Raw genomic sequence first — 18,069 nt, forward strand, 5'->3', positions numbered from 1 at the left:
CTTTTAAGGCCTGCGGACGGATCGTCAACACGGTCCGGTAGTGCGCCCTAAAACTGCAAGCGGATCTGCGCAGTCACCCCCCAGCTGTCAAGCCTGTCACTGAACCTTGTGTCGGCGCGGAACGATGCGTCCAGCTGACGCCCCGGCAGCGCGCTGCCGGGCTGCAGAATCTTGGTGTAATTCAGGCCAAGGCTGAGTTCGCCATAGGTGCCAAGATTGCTGCTCGTGCTGCTCAGCGCGGTTCCCGCACGTTCGCCGGTATCCGGGTCATAGAGGAAAAACTGCGACTCCACGTCGGATCCGAAGTCGTGGTAAACCGTTGCCGTGGCAAAATAGTTGAGCGCGGACGTGCCGGTCAGGCCGATCTTGCTCTTGGACAGGGTCAGGCCCGCAAAGCCCACCCGGCTCTCGATGTCTTCGATCTCCAGCTCGCCATTGTCAAAATACAGCGTGTCGGTCTCGATATTGGAAAATGAGAACCCCAGCGAGGGCACAAGGCGCAGGTCCTTGGCTTCGTTCAAGGGAATCGAAAGCCCGGCTGAGGCGCCGATGGTCAGGCCGCGGCTGTCGTAGGATTGATCCTGAACACCAAAGCTCAGATCCTCTGCCGTAAGGGTCGCGTCCCCGGACAGTGTCCGCACCGTATCCAAAGCTGCCGCATTCACCGTATTTTCAAGATCGAACGCGGTTTTATCCGCCCTGATCTGCACATCTGCAAACAGCACCCGGCCGCTGTCGCCCAAACTGCGGGAAGCCGCCATATAAGCGCTGCCGTACCGCTGGGAGAAACTGCTGCGGTTTGTGCTGGTGCGTACATTCGGGTTCAGCAGTCCGGTATTGGCATCGAAATAGTAGACCGGCTGCGTCGTGGTGCCGCCGTTATAGCCCGCGATACCGCCAAAGCTCAGGTCCCACCCGTTGAAATAGCCGTTGAAACAGGAATAATCCGCGCCGATCTGAAACCCGTAGTAATCCGCCGACAGCTCGCTGCTATAGCTGCCAAGTGCGGTTTCTGATGTCCCGGTGGCGGTAGCCTGACCGCCTGTGGCCCGGCTCCAGGTACCCAGCCCGCAAACGTCGTCTCCCGGGACGGCAAGGCCTGTCACAAAGGGGCTCGTCGGGCGGTTGACCACACTGCCCATCAGCGACTGTGTCAGCGCAAGGCCGGTTGCAAGCCCGCCGACCGCAGGGTTGGCCGCGCCCTGCAGCTGATAGGCGCCTGCACTGCTATTGTCGACAAGGGCATATACTGCTGCCCCGGTATTAGGCAAACCGTTGACCGTGACGCCTTGCAGCGCGCCGCTGCCGTACCTCAGGACATCGACGCTGCCGGTCAAACGGTTGGTCAGATCCTCTGTGTTACTAAAATTGAAGGTAGCCTGGCCGGAAAGGTTGCCGGACACTTCGACGACATCGCTTTGAATCACACCGTCTGCGAACACCGCATCCATTTCGAACGTGCCGTTCAGCACGGCATCTCCCGAGACTCTGAACACATCGTCCCCCGCCCCGTCAGCAAGGTCGATGACCGCCCCCGTCTGATGGGTCAACTGGCCGGCGCCAGTGACGGTGCCTTCCGCGATGATCGTCCCGCTGTTCACCACCGCTGCATGGACCGTGGCGCCGTCTGACAGGCCCAGCGAGGAGGTGTTGGTCAGTGTGCCGGACGCCAGTACACCGCTGCCGGACACCTGCAGCGAAGCGCCGCTGACATTCATCCTGGCATTCGTGGCGGTGGCCTGTGCCGTGCTGCTGCCGCTGATTGCGAGCGCACCAAATGACAAGCTGCCCTCGATGATCATGCGCCCGCTGCTGGACAGCGTTCCAGTGACTTCCGACGTGCCATCCACGGTCAGGGTTCCACTGTTGTTCAAGGACCCCGTGACATCGCCTGCCAGCGTCGCGGTACCGTTATTGGTGACATCACCGGTGACAGTTCCGTCCAGATCAAGCGTTGCACCAGAACTGTTGACCACATCTCCGGTCACATTGCCGCCTGCCGCTATTTCGGCAGTGCCAGCATTTTCCAGTCCCATTTCCAGCCTTGCACTGTTGCCAACCGTCAAACTGCCGTTTGAAGAGTTCTCAAAAACCGTTCCCCCTGACCCGGTGAGCGTGGCTCCGAAAATCTCTGCCCGGCCGTCATTTGCCACCGTCCCGCCGCCATCCAAAGTGGTGGTTCCGCCAGTAATGGCCAGGGTGCCGCTGCCGGAATTGGAAAAGCTCTCCAGACCCGTCAGGTCACCGGAGACTGTGACAACCGCACTGTCCTGAACGATCAGGCTGCCGTCCAGCGTGCCAGACAGATCGGCTGTTGCACTGCCGCTGTTTGTCAGGTCTCCTGAAATCATCCCTGTGGATACCAAAGTTCCGGCATTGGAGACGCCGCCGTTGATGGTGCTATTGTTCGTCAGCATGCCGCCGGAAATGGCCACGCTGTCCCCGATAGTGCCGTCATTGGTGACCGTGCCACCCGAGACCGCCGCAGTGCCGCTGACTGTCCCGCTGTTGGTGAAGCTGCCGTCTGTCTGGTCCAGCGTGCCCAAGGTGCCTGCGTTCGAGGCGGTGCCCGCGTTGCTCAATGCTGCCACCGAGCCGCCGCTGGAGACGGTCAGACCGCCGCCGGAGCTGTTCTGCAGGTCCGTCACAGTGCCGCCGCTCACCGTGGTGCTGCCGCTGTTTGTCAGGCGAGATACGCTGCCGCCGGTGACGCTCACCGTGCCGCCATTGTCCACCGTCCCGGCACTGCCGCTGGTGGTCAGATCCGCACCCGCCGCAACCGTCACATCGCCGCTCAGCGTTCCGGAGCTGTCCAGCGAACCGCCCGACAGGGTCACAGCCCCGTCCATCGACCCGCTGTTGGTCACACTGCCGCCCGAGATCGACGCCGCGCCGCTCACCGTGCCGGTGTTGGTGAAGCTGCCGCCTGTCTGGTCCAAGGTTCCCACGGTGCCAGCATTCGACACCGTGCCAGCGGTGCTCAGCGCTGTAACCGTGCCGCCGCTGCCAACCGTCAGGCTGCCAAAGGCGGAATTCTCAAGGTCCGCCACCGTGCCGCCGGTAACCGAAGCCGTATTGGTGTTGGTCAGGTTTGAAACTGTACCGCCAGTGACGTCCACAACACCTGAATTTTGAACCTGCCCGGCGGTACCGCTGGTAGTCAGCGACGCAGCCCCGCCGATAAGAACATTACCAGACATCACACCAGTATTGGTCAGAGTGCCTCCCGACGATGTGAGCGGACCGCTGATGGTGCCCGAGTTGTCCAGAGTTCCGCCTGTTGCGATGACTGTACCGGCTACCGTGCCGCTGTTGCCGATGCTCCCGCCGGACTGAGTCAGCGTATCAACCGTGCCGCTATTCGTAATGCCTCCCCCAGATTGAATCAGAGTGCCAATGGCGCCTGCATTACTTACAGTGCTGGTTCCAGAGTTGTTTACCTCCGTCACAGCAGCACCGCTTGCCACTGTCAGGCTGCTGCTCCCGGTATTTCTGATCTCCGCAACCGTGCCGCCAGTCACAGCCACGGTCCCATTGTTTTGAACCGCCTCCGCCGTACCGCTGGTGGTGAGCGCAGCGCTCCCGGACACAGACACCTGGCCTGACAGCGTCCCGCTGTTGTCCATGGAACTGTTGGACAAGTCCACAGCCCCGCTGACCGTGCCGCTGTTGGTGAAGCTGCCACCGGTCTGGTCCAGCGTTCCCACGGTTCCCGCGTTCGAGGCAGTGCCCGCGTTGCTCAATGCTGTCACCGAGCCGCCGCTGGCAATCGTCAGATCGCCGGTGGCGCTGTTCTCAAGGTCTGCAACCGCCCCGCCGCTCACCGTCGCACTGCCGCTGTTGGTCAGCTCTGCTACGCTGCCGCCGGTGACGCTGACCGTGCCGCCATTATCCACCGTCCCGGCACTGCCGCTGGTAGTCAGATCCGCACCCGCCGCAACCGTCACATCGCCGCTCAGCGTGCCGGAGCTGTCCAGCGAACCACCCGACAGGGTCACAGCCCCGTCCATCGACCCGCTGTTGGTCACGGTGCCGCCTGAGATCGACGCTGCGCCGCTGACCGTACCGGTATTGGTGAAGCTGCCGCCGGTCTGGTCCAGCGTGCCCACGGTGCCCGCGTTCGACGCGATTCCCGCGTTGCTCAGTGATGTCACCGAGCCGCCGCTGGCAATCGTCAGATCGCCGGTGGCGCTGTTTTCCAGGTCCGCCACCGTACCGCCCGTGACCGTGGCATTGCCGCTGTTGGTCAGTTCGGCGACGCTGCCGCCGGTGACAGCCACGGTGCCGCCATTATCCACCGTCCCGGCTATGCCGCTGGTGGTCAGTTCCGCGCCCGCCGCAACCGTCACATCGCCGCTCAGCGTACCCGAGCTGCTGGCCGTTCCCGCCAGAACAGAGGTTGTGCCGCTGACGATACCGGCATTGGTAAAGCTGCCCGATGTCTCCACATTGTCGGAAATCGTGCCGCTGGCGGTGTTCTCCAGCACCCCGTCCGCCGCATTGCTGATCGTGCCGTGGCTGGTGCTGATGGTGCCCGCGTTGGTGATTTCCCCGTAGGCACCGTTGTCCAGCTGCGCCACCGACAGGCTCGCGCCATCCCCCACCGTGAGGGTGGCCGCCGCCCCCGCCGAGCCGCTGTTGGTCAGAACCGTGCCGCTGCCCTCCAGCTGGTCGCCCGCGCCGATGCTGAGGCTGCCGCCTGCGGTATTGGTGAAGCTGTCGCCGCTGCCGTCGCCCAGGGTCAGCGTGTCGCTGCCGCCGTCCTGGGTCGAGATCGCGCCTGCGTTGGTCAGCCCCTCGCCGCTGTTGTCGCTGTCGGCGTTCAGCACGCCGGAGCCGGTGAACGTGATGCTGCCGCTGGCGGTGTTGCTGATTGCGCCGGCGTCTTCCACGCTGCCGCCATCGCCGACGGTGATGCTGCCGCTGTTGGTCAGCGTGTTGCCGGTGCCCGTAAGCGACGCCCCTGCCCCCAGGGTCAGAGACGCCCCGCTTGCGTTGCTGATCGTCTCCGCCTCCAGCGACCCACCGTCCCCGACAGAAACTACGCTGCTGTTGCTCAACGCGCCGACATTCTCCAGCGCCACACCATTTGCCACCTGCAGGCTGCCGCCATTGACCGATACAGAATGGCCGCCAGCGTTTACATTGCCAGAGATCTGCGCAACTGATCCGCTCTCCGCACGCAAATCGCCAGTCAGATCGGTATTGAGGGAAAGATCGCCATGGTTGGTCACATTTCCTGTCAGCGTCACACCGTCCGTCACTACTGAACTGCTGCTCAGCACGATCTCATCCGCATCGATTTGCAGGTCCGCTGTGCTACCGTCCAGAGTGCCGGTATTGGTGAAGCTGCTGCCGCCCGCAACACTCAAGGTCACAGTATCGCTGCCGCTGGAGGCAATTGTGCCGTTGTTCACGACATTCCCGTTCACCAAAGTGTCCGCAGCGATTTCGAAGGTGGCGCTGTTGCCGCTTTCGACCGTCACATCGCCGCCAAATCCGCCTCCATCGGCAACCAGAGTTCCCCCCGAGACGGTCACCGCTCCGTCCATCGACCCGCTGTTGGTCACGGTGCCGCCTGAGATTGACGCTGCGCCGCTGACCGTGCCGGTGTTGGTGAAGCTGCCGCCGGTCTGGTCCAGCGTGCCCACGGTGCCCGCGTTCGACGCGATTCCCGCGTTGCTCAATGCTGTCACCGAGCCGCCGCTGGCAATTGTCAGATCGCCGGTGGCGCTGTTTTCCAGGTCCGCCACCGTACCGCCCGTGACCGTGGCAGTACCGCTGTTGGTCAGTTCGGCGACGCTGCCGCCGGTGACAGCCACGGTGCCGCCATTATCCACCGTCCCGGCTATGCCGCTGGTGGTCAGTTCCGCGCCCGCCGCAACCGTCACATCGCCGCTCAGCGTACCCGAGCTGCTGGCCGTTCCCGCCAGAACAGAGGTTGTGCCGCTTACGATACCGGCATTGGTAAAGCTGCCCGATGTCTCCACATTGTCGGAAATCGTGCCGCTGGCGGTGTTCTCCAGCACCCCGTCCGCCGCATTGCTGATCGTGCCGTGGCTGGTGCTGATGGTGCCCGCGTTGGTGATTTCCCCGTAGGCGCCATTGTCCAGCTGCGCCACCGACAGGCTCGCGCCATCCCCCACCGTGAGGGTGGCCGCCGCCCCCGCCGTGCCGCTGTTGGTCAGCACCGTGCCGCTGCCCTCCAGCTGGTCGCCCGCGCCGATGCTGAGGCTGCCGCCTGCGGTATTGGTGAAGCTGTCGCCGCTGCCGTCGCCCAGGGTCAGCGTGTCGCTGCCGCCGTCCTGGGTCGAGATCGCGCCTGCGTTGGTCAACCCCTCGCCGCTGTTGTCGCTGTCGGCGTTCAGCACCCCGGAGCCGGTGAACGTGATGCTGCCGCTGGCGGTGTTGCTGATCGCGCCGGCGTCTTCCACGCTGCCGCCATCGCCGACGATGATGCTGCCGCTGTTGGTCAGCGTGTTGCCGGTGCCTGTAAGCGATGCCCCCGCCCCCAGGGTCAGAGACGCCCCGCTTGCGTTGCTGATCGTCTCCGCTTCCAGCGACCCACCGTCCCCGACAGAAACTACGCCGCTGTTGCTGAATCTGCCGGTGCCGCCGGCGGAACTGGACACCGTCACCGCGGATCCGGCTTCCAGAACCAAGCCGCCGTTACCGGACGCATTGGTCAGCCCGCCGACAGTGGACCCGTCTGTGCTGTCAAACGTCAACAACGCATCCGGTGAGACCGATACGGACTGCGAGGCCAGGCCGCCGGTGACTGTCAGACTGCCAGACTGGACCTCCGTTGCACCGGTATAGGAGTTTTCCGCCGCCAAACTGACGTCCCCCCCTGCGACGGTCAGCCCGCCAGTGCCGGAGATTTCGCCATCAACCGAGGAGGTTCCGGCGGTCAGCGTCAGGCTGCCGGGGCTGAGCGCCACCGTGCCTGACCCATTCAGGCGGGCAATGCTCTCATCACCGCCCAGTGAAACAGCGCCCTCGTTGCTAAGTTCAGTTCCTGGCGCCAGCGCGCCGCCATCGGTGGCGAGGCTTGCTCCGGACGCCACGCTCACTGTTTCCGATGCCAGACTGCCGGTCACAGTCAGGCTGCCGGATTGCACCGTGGTGCTGCCGGTGTAGGTATTGCTGCCTGAAAGCGTAACATCCCCGTCGCCAACGGCGTCCACCGACAGGGCCCCGCTGCCGTCCTCAATGACGCCCGAGAAACCCGCTTCGGCGCCGCTTGCCGCGTTAATGGAAAGGGCCGCGGTACTGGTGCTGGTGATGCCGGCCGCTGCGGAGAAATCCGCATCCAGTGTCAGCTCCGCACTGCCGTCCAGTTGCAGCACCATATCATCAGCCAGCACATCGCCGGCAAAACTGCCGCCGTAGGTCAGGCCGGCACCCGGTCCGTCCAGCACCAGGGTACCACCGGACAGCTGGGTCTCGGACTGGATGTCTACCGTGTTGGCCGTGTAGCTGGTGATGGAGCCGTCGCTGTTCCTGAGCAAGATGGCTTCCGGCCCGCTACCGCCGGAAATTTCAGCCGCCGCAGAGCTGGAATCGGGCACTGTGCCTGTGTCCCAGTTGCCGTCTTCCCCCCAATTTGCAGTTCCATTGCCATTGGTCCAAGACTGCGACGCAGCAGGGCAAGCCATCATCCCTGCATAGATTGCAGTGGTTCCAAGCAGTAGAATGCGCATGTTTGAATACCGTTTTAGGATAAAATTTCAATCAAAGGTGGCAAGCGGAAAGCTTCAGCAAATGCGCGCAAAATGCAATTTAAACATGAGAAGTCAACTGGACACGGCGGGGAGATTTACAAAATATTCACCCTTCCACACGCTGAAGCTGATCGATATGGTTGCCGCAGAATCTGCACAACCATCTGTGATAAAACATCTATTTTAAAGCCATCTCAAAGAACAGATCTGCCAGAGAGGACGCGTCTTGACGAAAAGGGCTTGGCAGAGCGCAATCTAAAGGCGTTCATGAAATCCCAGAACCGGTCAGGATCAACCCGAAAATCAACAGGAGAAAGCAGCGCCAACGGCGGCCCGCAAGGGTGACATCGGATCAGGATACGGCTGCCATTTTCCGCCTTCCCCGGCCACAGGCCGCCCGAAAGATGTGCGCTTCGGCGGCTGACGCCGCTGCCTCAGCCACGCCGCGGCATGTTCCTGCAGACGCAAGCGCCGCCGGAAGGCCGAAACATTTGGATGACCAGACACAATGACCTTGAACAGCAATGAAACAACGCTCCCGGCAGAGCTGCCATTCAACGGCGGCGATGACGGGGAAAAGACGCAGCCGCCAATATCCGCACTGCGGTTCGACACTCCTTGCGCCCTATACCAAGGTATGCCTCAACTCAGCCGGCTGATCCAGAACCGGCCTCAGGAACATGAGGACGGGCTCACCTTTCTGATGCGGCTGCGGGCCTCAACCACACCTGAGGATGCGGTGACTTTCACGGCATTTGCCGCGCAGCCGAAAATGGCGGTTTGGTGGGGCTATGAATGCATGCGGCTGGCGGCGGACCTCATCAGCGAGGACGACCGGCGCATGATGGAGCTGGTAGCAACCTGGACAACATACCCGGATGATGAGAACCGGTACCGGGCCGCCAGAATGGCGCTGTACGCTCCGGTGCGCAGCCCCGCGGTGTTCCTGGGGCTTGCGGTTGCCTGGTCCGGCGGCGCCATTGCCCCGAACGATCCCGCTACGGTTCCGGAACACCGCGCGCCGCGGGCAGTGAATTCCGCGGTGCTGTCCTGCCTGAGCAAGGCCGCCCTGTCGGACCGGCCAGTGCGGCTGGCACGTTTCATCGATTTGGCCGCGCCTCTGTTCCGCACCTACTAAACCCGCCGGAAGCCCGGCAAGCGCTCCCGAAATCAACCGACCCGAACCATGGCCATGATGCTGACATTGAGACTGGAAAACTTCGACCTGCTGGAAAATGGCGGTCCGGTCCGGATCACCCTGGACGGCCATGGCGCCAGTGCCGGCCGCAACAGGTCGATGGATTGGGTGCTGCCCGACGCAACCCGGCATGTCTCCGGCCATCATTTTGACATCAGTTACCGCGATGGCGGCTATTGGCTGACGGACGTGTCGACCAACGGCACATTTCTTCAAGGCCAGCCTCACCGCCTGCAAGGCCCTGTGCAATTGCGCGGCGGCGAGCGGCTGATCGCCGGCCATTATGTCATTGCCGTGGAAGCCGGCGCCACATCCGCCGCTGCGCAGCCGCAGGCAGGCGAAGAGGCCGACCCCTGGGATTTGGGGGTACTGGCAGGCGCCCCGGTGAATCCGCTGCCGCACCGGACAGCCGGCTCCAGAGCCTTTGACGATGCAGCGCAACAGTTCCTGCAGTTTGCGCCGCCGGCGCCCGGCCCGGCTCATGCGCCGCAGGCCGCCGGGCAGCCGGCAGCCGTTCCGGACGGCTATTCTCCGGTCGCGCCGGTCCCCATGCCATCCCCGGGGGCGCCGGCGCCCGCACCGCCGCTTGCCGCGCCCGCACCGCTGCCACAGCCCGTTCCCACGGGCGCCCCCGCCGCCGCGCCCGCCGCGGCACCCGGCCCGGACATTCTGCGCGCCTTTTGCGAGGGGGCCGGACTGGATCCCGGCCTCGCGCAGAACGCCGGCCCGGAACACCTGGCCCGCTCATTGGGGCAGGCGCTGCGCGGTTCAGCCGAAGAAATCATGCGGATGCTTCAGGACCGGGCCAGCGTCAAACAGTTCACCAAGGGCGGCGAGCGCACCATGCGCAATGCCCACGGCAACAATCCCCTGAAGTTTCTTCCGGATACAAACGAGGCGCTGGATGCAATGTTCCTGAACCCGCGCGAAGGCTTCATGGAAGGCCCGGAGAGCTTTGCGGCTGCCCTTGCGGATCTCCGCAGCCACCAGCAGGCTGTGTTTGCAGCCCTGCAGCCAGCGCTTGCTGCCGTTTTGCAGGGCCTCTCGCCAGAAGAGATCGAAGCTGCCGCCGGCGGCTCCCATCTGCTGGGCGGCAGCCGCCGCGGCAAGCTGTGGGAGAGCTATGTGGACCGCTGGGACGAGAAGGCCGCGGAGGCCGAACACGGGATGCTGGACGTCTTTCTGAAAGCCTTTGCGCAGGCCTATCACGATGCTGTCCAGCAAAATGGGAAATTCGACTGAACTGTCACCCTTGACGACATGTTAAAGTTGATTAAGTTCAGCGCAGATTTGAACAAGAAAATAACTTCAGGTTGATTTTGGACAGGATTGATTGATGCACAGCAGCGCAATTGCCGCGCCCCTGTCCGATAGCGCCCCCTGCGGGCCGGACCTGAACGCCAGCTTTGACCCGGAGTACGAGGAATACTATTTCGGCGCGGTCGGGCGCCTGCCCGGCTTCTACATGCAGCCCGGTGTCGAGCGCCCGGACGGCAGCCGTTCCCCGGACCGGATTTTCGACCCCAAGGATGTTGACCACCGCGCGGAGAAGCGGGCGCTGGACGCGCTTTTGGCGCGAAGCCGGGATCTGCGGCTGCTGGTGCTGCAAGCGCAATGGGATGCGCTGGCCGGGCGCCGCAGCGCGCTGGCCGGCACGATCGAAACCATCGCCACCCTGCTGGAGCAGTACCCTGCGGAGGCGCATCCGGCACTGGATGACGGCGGCTCGGAACGCCGGGATGCGATCAATGATCTGAACCAGCCCGTGACAATGGTGCAGCCGCTGATGTTCATGGGGCTGGCAGGCACCACCGAAGTCACCCTGCGCAAAATCCGCGCCTCCAGCGGCAGCGCCGCACCGCTGCAGCATGAAATCGATCTGGAGCTCAAACCGCTTCTGGACACCCTGGCCGCGCCCGCCAATGCCAGCAAGGTCAGCGCCTGCCACCAGGATTTCACTCGCCTTTCCAACGCGCTGACCCGGATTGAATTTTCCTGCAAAAACAATGAAGAAAGGCCGTTCACTCCCAGCTTCGACCAGTTGCGCGCGGTGATCTCCGAGATTCTGCAAACACTCGCCGAGGCCCGCCCGGAACTGAAGGCCGCGGAGGCTGACCCCCCTCCGCCAACAGAGACCGCAGCGGAAGAGCCGGCCAAGCCCGCCCTGCAGCCGCCGCCCGTGCTGGCGGCACCTGAGCAAGCGCCGCCGCCAAGCGCAATCGTCAGCCATCTCCACGCAAGGCGCACACTTGAGGCCTGTGAACTCTACTACCGCAAGGCCGAGCCCTCTTCCGCAGCCTTGCTGCTGGTCACTCAAGCGCGCCTGCTGATCGGCAAGCCGCTGGTGGAGGCGCTGCGTGCTTTGCTGCCGGCCCAGGCCGACACCGCCGTTGTGGATTTCGGTGCGCCGAGCGGGTTTCTGCTGGGTGCCGGACGGCTCGAGGAGCTGAGCAACGCTCTGCCCGAAGGCGCCGGCACGGTGCCGGAGCTGCCCCAGGACCCCGGTCCGGAAACCAGAATCTCAACCGCGGCCCAGGCGGCCCAGGCAATCCGATCTGTCGAGGAGTTTTTCCGCCGCAAGGAACGGTCCAGCCCGGTGCCGGTCCTGCTGCAGCGGGCGCAAAGTTACTTGGACAAGGACTTTCAATCACTGATTGAAGAACTTATACCGCAAGCAAAAACATCTTGAAGTAGTAAAATAGACATTTGATCCGATCGAAGGCCCCGCCCCGTTATTGGCATTCCAGCGTCAGCTGAAAGCGCGGGCCCCTTCGATCAGCACGTAACGGGAGTAGCACTCATGGCCTCAGATTCAGGCTCCAGCTTTATCAAACGCAACCGCCCTCCGCGCGTCCAGATCCAGTACGAAGACCCGTTCGACAGCGAGCAGATGATTGAACTGCCCTTTGTCATGGGGGTGATGTCGGATCTGTCGGGCAACAATCCGGGGGTCGAGAAGGACGCGGTCGAGGAGCGCGCCTTTGCCGATGTGACCAAGGACACCATGGATGACTACATGGCGTCGATCCAGCCCGGCATGACCTTCATGGCGGAAAACCGGCTGGGCGGCGGCGGCAACGACAAGATCGGCATCGAGCTCAAGTTCGAAAACATGGGTGACCTGGAACCGGCGGCCATCGCCCGCCAGGTGCCTGCGTTGAAAAAGTTGCTGGAGGCCCGCGAACAGCTGGCAAACCTGCAGCGCTACATGGCCTCCAAGCCCAAGGCGCAGGACCACCTCAGGAAGCTGCTCGAGGATCCTGAGCTGATGGCAGCGCTGGCGGAACGCGCAGCACAAGACGAAACCGGCGAAGACGCCTGAACGCCGCTTGGGCGATAGACGGGAACGGTGATTACCATGGATAACGAAGCACAGGTACTGGCAGGCGAGGCCCCTGCGGAACTGGATGAGCTGTCGGAGTTTTCCGACATCCTGAAACAGACCATCAAGCCGCGCAGCGACATCGCCGCCCGCGAGGTCGACAACGCGGTGGTCGCACTGGTGCGCGAAGCGCTGGACGATCAGTCGGTTGTCGCCGATGACGTGATCGACACGGTTGACGCGATGCTGGCCAAGCTGGACAAGAAACTGTCCGACCAGATGAACGCGATCCTCCACAACGAGGAATTCCAGCAGTTTGAATCCAGCTGGCGCGGCCTTGCCTACACGCTGAACAACGCCGAAACCGACGCCTCGCTGCGGGTGAAGGTGCTGAACGTCTCCAAGAAAGAGCTGCAGGCGATGATGCGCCGCTTCCCCGGTGCCAAATGGGACAAGTCCCCGCTGTTCAACATCGTCTACGAACAGAACCTCGGCACCCTCGGCGGCAAACCCTTCGGTTGCCTGATCGGCGACTACCACTTCGACCACTCCTCGGCCGACGTGAACCTGCTGAACTCGATCGGCAAGATCTCCGAAGCCTCGCTCGCGCCCTTCATCTCCGGCGCCTCCCCCAACCTGCTGGGGCTGGACGAATGGAATGAAATCGCAGCGCCGCCGGATCTGTCGGAAATCTTCGAGACCCCGGAATACGCCCAGTGGAACAGCCTGCGCGACAGCGAGAACTCGCGCTTTGTCGCCCTGACCCTGCCCCGCGTGCTGTCGCGCGAGCCTTACAGCCAGAACTCAAACTCGGTGGTTGAGGAATTCAATTTCGAAGAGGAAACCGACGGCCACGCAGGCAACCAGTACGCCTGGATGAACTCCGCCCATGCGATGGCGGCAAACATCAACCGCGCCTTCAAGGAGCACGGCTGGACCGTCCGCATCCGCGGCGTCACCTCCGGCGGCGAAGTGGCCAACCTGCCGACCCATGTGTTCGACACCGGCGACGGCGCCAAGGATCTGAAGTGCCCGACCGAAGTGTCGATCACCGACCGCCGCGAAGGCGAGCTGAGCAAAGCAGGCCTGATCGGGCTGATCCACCGCCAGCACACCGACAAGGCCGTGTTCATCGGTGCCCAGAGCCTGTACCGGCCGAAAACCTATGTGGATGACCAGGCCACCGCCTCCGACAACATGTCGTCGCGCATCCCCTATATCTTCGCGGTTTCACGCTTCAGCCATTACCTCAAGGCGATGGTGCGCGACAAAATCGGCCAGAGCCCCGATGTCTCCCAGCTGCAGCGCGACCTGCAGGCCTGGGTGAACAAATACGTGGCCGGCAACCCCGAAAGCGCCAGCGAAATGGAAAAGGCCAAGAAGCCGTTGGCTGGCGCCAAAGTTGAAGTTGTCGAGGACGAGCTGAACCCGGGCTACTACCAGGGCAAGTTCTTCCTCAAACCCCATTTCCAGCTGGAAGGCATGGATATCGGCATGAGCCTGGTCTCCAAACTGCCCTCCGGGAAGTAATTCGTTTCCGCTATTTGGAAGCGATGTTTAACGCCTCAAGGAGTTATTCATGGCGATTGATTGTTTTTTGAAACTTGATAACGGCATCGTCGGCGAGTGCCAGGACGATAAACATAAGGACTGGATCGACATCCTGTCCTGGGGCTGGTCGATGTCCCAGTCCGGCACCACCCACATGGGTGGCGGCGGCGGCGGCGGCAAGGTCGACGTCCAGGACATCCAGGTCACCAAATACGTCGACAAGGCGACCCACGATCTGATCAAGCGCTGCTGCTCGGGCGAGCACATCAAGTCCGGCCAGCTGGTGGTGCGCAAATCCGGCGGCACCGCGCCGGTGGATTACCTCAAGATTGATTTCGAGGATGTCCTGATCAGCAACTACCAGACCGGTGGCAGCAAGGACGGCCTGGACCGGGTGCAGGAAACCCTGACCCTGAACTTCCGCCGCTTCCAGGTGACCTACACCTTCCAGGAGCAGACCGGCGCCGCAGGCCCGGAAAGCCAGGCGGGCTGGGAAATCGCGGAAAACCGCGAGTGGGCCAAGTAAGCCCGGACCAGACCGGTCCCAAACAAAGGATCCCCGGGCACAGGCTTGCCCGGGAATTCAGCTGGCGGCCTGCCTCCCCTTGCGGCCGCCGGCGTCTTGCAATGTTTCCAGATTTCAGGTGCAGCCATGCCGCGGGGTGACGCCGACAATTCCGATACCGCCCGGCGCCCCTGGCAATCCGGCAGAAAGGCCAAGACCTCGCTGCTGCAGGTCTTCCGCGCCGCCCACCTGGAACATGATGCCCGCAGCAACCGCGGCAAGGCCGGCGACGGCACCGCGCAGCTGACCAAGGCCCGCAAGCAGCGCCGCTTCGGCGTATCCGAAAGCGAGCTGCGCGCCCACCTCGAGGCCGATCTGGCGGCGCTTTTGAACACAACCCACCTGGAATCCGCTGTTCCGCTGGATGACGTGCCGCATGTGGCCGGTTCCATCGTGAACTACGGCTTCCGCGATCTCAGCAGCCTGGGCGCGCGTGAGCTGAACACCCCCGCCGTGGTCGAGACCCTGCGCCAGTCGCTGCTGCGGTTCGAACCCCGACTCATCCCCGCCAGCCTGGATGTGCAGATCCGCGACGGTGACGGCCGCAAGCACCACCTAGCTGTGGTGGTGTCAGCCGAACTGATGGGCGATCCCGTCGACGTGCCGCTCGACTTCGATGCCGAGGTGGATCTTGGCGCGGGCAAGATGACGCTTTCCAAACTGCGGATGACTGCATGAAACGGGCCCTGCGCGACGCCTACAACCAGGAACTCGGACTGCTCAAGGAACGCGCGGCGGAGTTCGCCGCGGAATATCCCGGCCTTGCTGACCGGCTGGGCGGGCTGCTGGAGGAAAACCTCGATCCTGCGGTGGCGGGCCTTCTGGAAGGCAGCGCCTTCCTGTCTGCCCGCGTCCAGGTCCGGATGGACGAGGAATACCAGACCTTCACCCGCGAACTGCTGGAGCAGATCTTTCCCGATGCGCTGGCCCCCACGCCCAGCGTCATGCTGGCCCAGGCACATGTCCCCGTGGACAGCCCCGACATCGAAAACGGCCTGCATTTCCAGCCCGGCAGCTACATGGACGCGCGTTTCCTCGATGCCCAGCAGCGGGTTTCCTGCCGGTTCGCCATGGCCGCGCCCCTTTCGGTCTGGCCGGTCGCGGTTACCCAGGCCGCCTATCACGCCAGCGCCGGGCCTATTGGCGCGCTTGGCCAGGAGATCGCCAGCGGCACCAAGGCCGGGCTGGTTGCGGAACTCACCCGGCTGGGCGGGGACGACGCCGGCGCCGCCAGCTTCCGCACTCTGGCAATGGACAGCCTGACCTTGCATTTCACCGCCCCGATGGACCAGGCCGCGGCGCTTTATGAGCAGGTCTTCTGCAACTGCACCCGCATTTCGCTGCGCTGGCTCAATGCGCAAGGCGATCCGGTCTTTGCCCGCCTGTCCCTAAGCCAGCTGCACAAAATCGGATTCGACCCTGACGAGCGGCTGTTTTCCCATCAGAAACGCCTCTTCAGCGGTTTTGCCCGCCTGCGCGAATTCTTTGTTTTCCCGCGGAAATTCCTGGGCCTGCGCCTCAGCGGCCTGCAGGATGTGCTGCCCCATGTCCGCGGCAGCACGCTGCAGATCATTTTTGAGTTCAGCACCGCCCGCCAGCGGCTTGCAACCGCGATGGAACCGCATCATCTGGCGGTGAACGCCGCTCCGGCGGTCAATCTGTTCGAGGAAATGTCCAGCCAGCTGCATCTCGACCGCAAGCGGCATGAATATGCGGTTGTGCCGAATTCCAGCCCTGTCACCCACTACGAGGTGCATCACGTCAGCCAGGCCTGGGCCCATTACAGCGACCGCAAGGGCAAGACCGAGGTGCATCCGCTCTATGCGCTGCCGCCCGACGGCAAGGACCCGCGCCAGACACTCTATTACACTACCCGCCGCAAACCGCGCCGCCAGACACTGAGCGAGCAGCGCAACGGCGCGCCGCGCAACAGCTACCGCGGCACCGAGACCTTCCTCAGCTTCTATCAGCCCGAAGGCCACGACACCCTGAACCGGCTGCAGGTCAAACTGCTCTGCTCCAACCGGCATCTGACCGAATACCTGCCGATCGCAGGCAGCACCGATGCCTTCCAGCTGAGCGACGACCTGTCGGTGTCGCTGGCCTGCCTGGCCGGACCCACACCGCCGCTCGACAGTCTCGCGGACAGGGAAACCGCAGCCAGCCACCGGGCCGGCGCGGGCGACACCTACTGGCGGCTGATTTCCTACCTGTCGCTTGGCACCCACGGGCTGCAAAGCCCTGACGGCGACGGCTCCGCCGCGGCGCTGCGCGAGATGCTGTCTCTGTTTGCCGACCTGTCGGACACCGTCAGCGAAGCCCAGATCAGCGGCATCCGGCGGCTCGACTGCACCCCGGTCACCCGCACGGTCGCCGCGCCGGACGGCTATTACACCGCCCGCGGCATCGAGGTGCGCGTCACCTTTGACGAAACCGAGTTCGAAAGCACCGGCATCGTGCCGCTCGGCGCGGTGCTGGACCGTTTCTTCGCGGAATACACTGCCGTCAACAGCTTCACCCAAACCGTGATCGTCAGCCAGCAGCGCGGCGAGATTGCCCGCTTTGCCCCCTGCTCCGGTACCGGAGCGCTGCTATGAACGAAATCCAGCCCGTTTCCCAGGCGGCTGAAACCCTGACCCGGCGGGAACGGCAGCAACAGGCGGCCTCAGGCACTGGCCTTTTTGCCCTGCTGCGCGAGCTGGAGCGCCGCGCCGGCGTATCCGGCAAGCCCCGTATCGGCAAAAACAGCAGGCTGCGCGATGCCATTGTGCATCTGGGGCAGGACCCGGCGCTGGCCTTTCCGTCGCGCGATCTGGCGCGGGTGGACCTGACCAGCAGCACGCCGCGGCTGCGCGCCCAGTTCATGGGCCTGTTCGGCGCTTTCGGCGCGCTGCCGCTGAACTGGACAGAGGAGGTGGAATCCTGGTTCGCCGCCGGTGATGAAAGTTTTGTCGCCTTCTGCGACATCTTCACCGCCCGCTTTCAGGAGCTGTTCTTCCGCGCCTGGTCTGATGCCAAGGCCATCACCCAATTCGACCATCAGGACGGCGACCGGTTCCAGGCCTATATCCTGTCGCTGCTTGGCTGCGGCACCCCGGCCCTGCGCGGCACCACGGGCCTCAGCGACATGGCGAAACTGCAGCTGGCACCGCTGGCTGCAGGCCGCGTCAAAAGCCCGGTGCGCCTGCGCCAGATGCTGGAGCTGCATTTTGCAGACCGCGCCGCCTTCCGCATCGAGGAACACGTGCCCTGCTGGCTGGACCTGGAGCCCGACGCGCTGTGCCTTCTGGGCGAACAGGGCTGCACCCTGGGCGAAAACACCTTCCTCGGCGGCCATGTGCAATCCCTCAGCGCCAAGATCCGCATCCACGTGACCGTCAGCGGACCGGCCTCCTACCAGCGTTTCCTGCCCGGCGGCCCGGATCACGCCAGCCTGCGCGGCATTGTGTTCTGGTACCTCGGCCAGTCGGTTGATGTGGAAACCGCGCTCTGGATGCCGGAACCGGACATCCGCACCGCTGTTCTGGGCCAAAGCACCCAGGTCGGCTGGCTGGCCTGCGTCGGCCCCGCAGAAGAAGCCGCTGCCGCAGGCATCCCGCGGCGGGACGGCCACCTGCAGGTCAGCCGCTACCCGCTGTTCCCCGCCCCCTCTTCAGAAACCGCATTTGAAAGCCAGGCCGCATAATCTGCAGCCGCCCGTATTTGAGGC

11 protein-coding genes are annotated in these 18,069 nt (G+C 63.7%); 10 read left to right on the top strand and 1 reads right to left on the bottom strand.

Annotated features, from left to right (window positions below):
- Positions 1–47 precede the first annotated feature (47 nt).
- On the bottom strand, positions 48–7,703 hold the full coding sequence (locus N6L27_RS15640; protein ID WP_271908231.1) for a hypothetical protein: 7,656 nt from the start codon (positions 7,701–7,703) through the stop codon (positions 48–50).
- Here N6L27_RS15640 and N6L27_RS15645 point away from each other — a divergent pair.
- The 10 genes from N6L27_RS15645 to tssG all read left to right on the top strand — a co-directional run bounded on the left by N6L27_RS15645 (position 7,702) and on the right by tssG (position 18,045).
- Complete coding sequence (locus N6L27_RS15645; protein WP_271908232.1) at positions 7,702–7,911, top strand: hypothetical protein; 210 nt, start codon at positions 7,702–7,704, stop codon at positions 7,909–7,911. The two genes, N6L27_RS15640 and N6L27_RS15645, sit on opposite strands and share 2 nt — an antisense overlap.
- Before the next feature lie 450 nt (positions 7,912–8,361).
- Positions 8,362–8,862: a DUF6931 family protein gene (locus N6L27_RS15650; RefSeq protein ID WP_271908233.1), complete on the top strand. Its 501-nt coding sequence runs from the start codon at positions 8,362–8,364 to the stop codon at positions 8,860–8,862.
- A 48-nt stretch (positions 8,863–8,910) separates the two neighbouring features.
- On the top strand, positions 8,911–10,164 hold the full coding sequence (gene tagH, locus N6L27_RS15655) for a type VI secretion system-associated FHA domain protein TagH (protein WP_271908234.1): 1,254 nt from the start codon (positions 8,911–8,913) through the stop codon (positions 10,162–10,164).
- A 94-nt stretch (positions 10,165–10,258) separates the two neighbouring features.
- On the top strand, positions 10,259–11,611 hold the full coding sequence (locus tag N6L27_RS15660; protein WP_271908235.1) for a type VI secretion system protein TssA: 1,353 nt from the start codon (positions 10,259–10,261) through the stop codon (positions 11,609–11,611).
- A 111-nt stretch (positions 11,612–11,722) separates the two neighbouring features.
- Positions 11,723–12,244, top strand: coding sequence for a type VI secretion system contractile sheath small subunit (gene tssB, locus N6L27_RS15665; RefSeq protein WP_271908236.1), 522 nt, complete (start codon positions 11,723–11,725; stop codon positions 12,242–12,244).
- A gap of 36 nt (positions 12,245–12,280) precedes the next feature.
- On the top strand, positions 12,281–13,774 hold the full coding sequence (tssC, locus tag N6L27_RS15670; RefSeq protein ID WP_271908237.1) for a type VI secretion system contractile sheath large subunit: 1,494 nt from the start codon (positions 12,281–12,283) through the stop codon (positions 13,772–13,774).
- A gap of 49 nt (positions 13,775–13,823) precedes the next feature.
- Positions 13,824–14,321 (top strand): Hcp family type VI secretion system effector, encoded by a 498-nt coding sequence (locus tag N6L27_RS15675; RefSeq protein WP_039186972.1) that lies wholly within the window; start codon positions 13,824–13,826, stop codon positions 14,319–14,321.
- Positions 14,322–14,447: 126 nt separating this feature from the next.
- Entirely contained in the window at positions 14,448–15,038 is a 591-nt protein-coding gene (gene tssE, locus N6L27_RS15680; protein ID WP_271908238.1) for a type VI secretion system baseplate subunit TssE, read from the top strand.
- Positions 15,035–16,957: a type VI secretion system baseplate subunit TssF gene (gene tssF, locus N6L27_RS15685; protein ID WP_271908239.1), complete on the top strand. Its 1,923-nt coding sequence runs from the start codon at positions 15,035–15,037 to the stop codon at positions 16,955–16,957. The genes tssE and tssF overlap by 4 nt, the downstream gene beginning before the upstream one ends.
- Positions 16,954–18,045 (top strand): type VI secretion system baseplate subunit TssG, encoded by a 1,092-nt coding sequence (tssG, locus tag N6L27_RS15690; RefSeq protein ID WP_271908240.1) that lies wholly within the window; start codon positions 16,954–16,956, stop codon positions 18,043–18,045. The genes tssF and tssG overlap by 4 nt, the downstream gene beginning before the upstream one ends.
- Positions 18,046–18,069 lie beyond the last annotated feature (24 nt).

It is taken from the genome of Leisingera sp. SS27 (assembly GCF_028368855.1).
Lineage (GTDB): Bacteria > Pseudomonadota > Alphaproteobacteria > Rhodobacterales > Rhodobacteraceae > Leisingera.